General features: G+C 59.6%; 1 protein-coding gene and 1 pseudogene. Both read right to left on the minus strand.

Features of this window, described 5'->3' with window-relative positions:
* On the minus strand, positions 1 to 674 hold a 674-nt coding region (locus ACZ5CR_RS44765), incomplete at its 3' end, for a helix-turn-helix transcriptional regulator (RefSeq protein ID WP_468869302.1).
* A gap of 584 nt (positions 675 to 1,258) precedes the next feature.
* A pseudogene (locus ACZ5CR_RS44770) lies at positions 1,259 to 1,605 on the minus strand (DNA-binding protein); the annotation flags it as partial.

The raw sequence follows: 1,605 nt of genomic DNA on the forward strand, positions 1-1,605 counted from the left end.
CCCATGCGTATAGGCGGACAGGGAAAAGATCCTGCCCTCACCATTCGGTAAGCAGTAGATTTAGCGATCCCCAACGCCTCGGCAGCAGCCGGCAGATCGACGAATTTGGGGTAGACATCGGAGGTGTAGTAATAGCAATTGCAGCCTGTGACGAACGTACGAGCCAGCATGGCTTCCGACGCGAGAACGCTTCGCAACCCCGACCTACGCCCCGCACGAAGGTCCTCATGGTAGCGGTTAAATGTGCCAGCAAGCCCGTACCTCTGCCATAGCGCACCAGTACGCTCACCTCGGATCTGCTCTGCGACGGCTGGCTCCCTCGGGTCGGCACTGTGAATAATCGACGATGCCTTGATTGGGGAATCTAGGAAAGATTCCTCGAAGGCTACCAACGCCTCCACGTCGCTGGTCGAACTTTCACCTCTGTGGTCATTCGCGCGTTGATAGGCGACACGTATGGCCGCTTTCACCATCACCCCTGGGACATTGCGAGGAGGCACGCCCCTAGCTGTTTCTTCCCAAGCATTCAGTGCAGCTTCAAACATGTCCGATCGAACGTCCTCTAGATCGCGATAAAAATCCCGGGAGATCGACCACGAGCGCGCACGAAGAGAGGGAATCAGGCAGTCCACAACAATCATGCGCCACTTGTTATCGCCGCGCATGTCAGACATGCGTCCCATAGCGACCATGGATTCCCAGAGGCGAGTTGACTTCCCCTCCGCTCGCGCGATTACAGCCTGTGAGCGGAATTTCACATACTTCGGGTGCCGCATGACCAGGCACCCTGGTACGTCGTCCACGTGGACACAGAGCGGATCTTCACCACAGGCGCTACGAACATGCACTGCCACCAAGTCGAATACATCAGGCGCCATCTGTTCCTCCGAAGTCGAATCTCCGAGGTTTAGCAGAATATGACGCCTTGCTCTGCCATCTAGTCCAAGAGCAGACTGATTGAGAATTTACCCCATTATTGCCGATTAAGAGTGATGATGGCAGCAGGGGTTGACGGATTCCTTTCGGATTGGATGGAAAATGCTGCCCACGACTTTATGGGCTGCCACGGCCTCACGAGATCTTCCTGCTCCGGAACGCGGTGAGCGGTAAGGAGAGTCCAGTGGCCGCCGCATGGCGGGCAGCATCCTGCTTTCCTACTGTGTCCCACAGCTCGCCAGGCGCAGACCGATGTCTCGCGCAGAGCTCACCGGGCAGGAGGCAGACCCACACGCAGAGGCAGCGTCGCTGGCCAGGGGTATCACGCAGCCACGAGCCGGACCCGATCGCTGCAGAGCTTGGCCATGTCGTCGACATCGGAGGTCAACATGACCACCGGGCGGTCTGCCGCAGCGCGGCCTCGGCGACCGCAGCATCAATCGCATGCTTGTGCCCGTGCAGACCGGCATCCATCAGCAGCTTGGAGGCCGCCCTCGCCTCTTCGTCACCCACCGGGGCTACGCGTAGCCCGGAGAGCACCCAGCTCAGGCGGGACTTGTTCGTACGGGCATGGACAGCCTCGATGATGGCGAGTGAGCTGATTACGACCTCCATGCCGCGCGAGCGCGCCTCGGCGACCAGAGCCACCACCTGCTCGTCGTCGACGAG

The sequence above is a fragment of the Streptomyces sp. NPDC031274 genome (assembly GCF_055570235.1).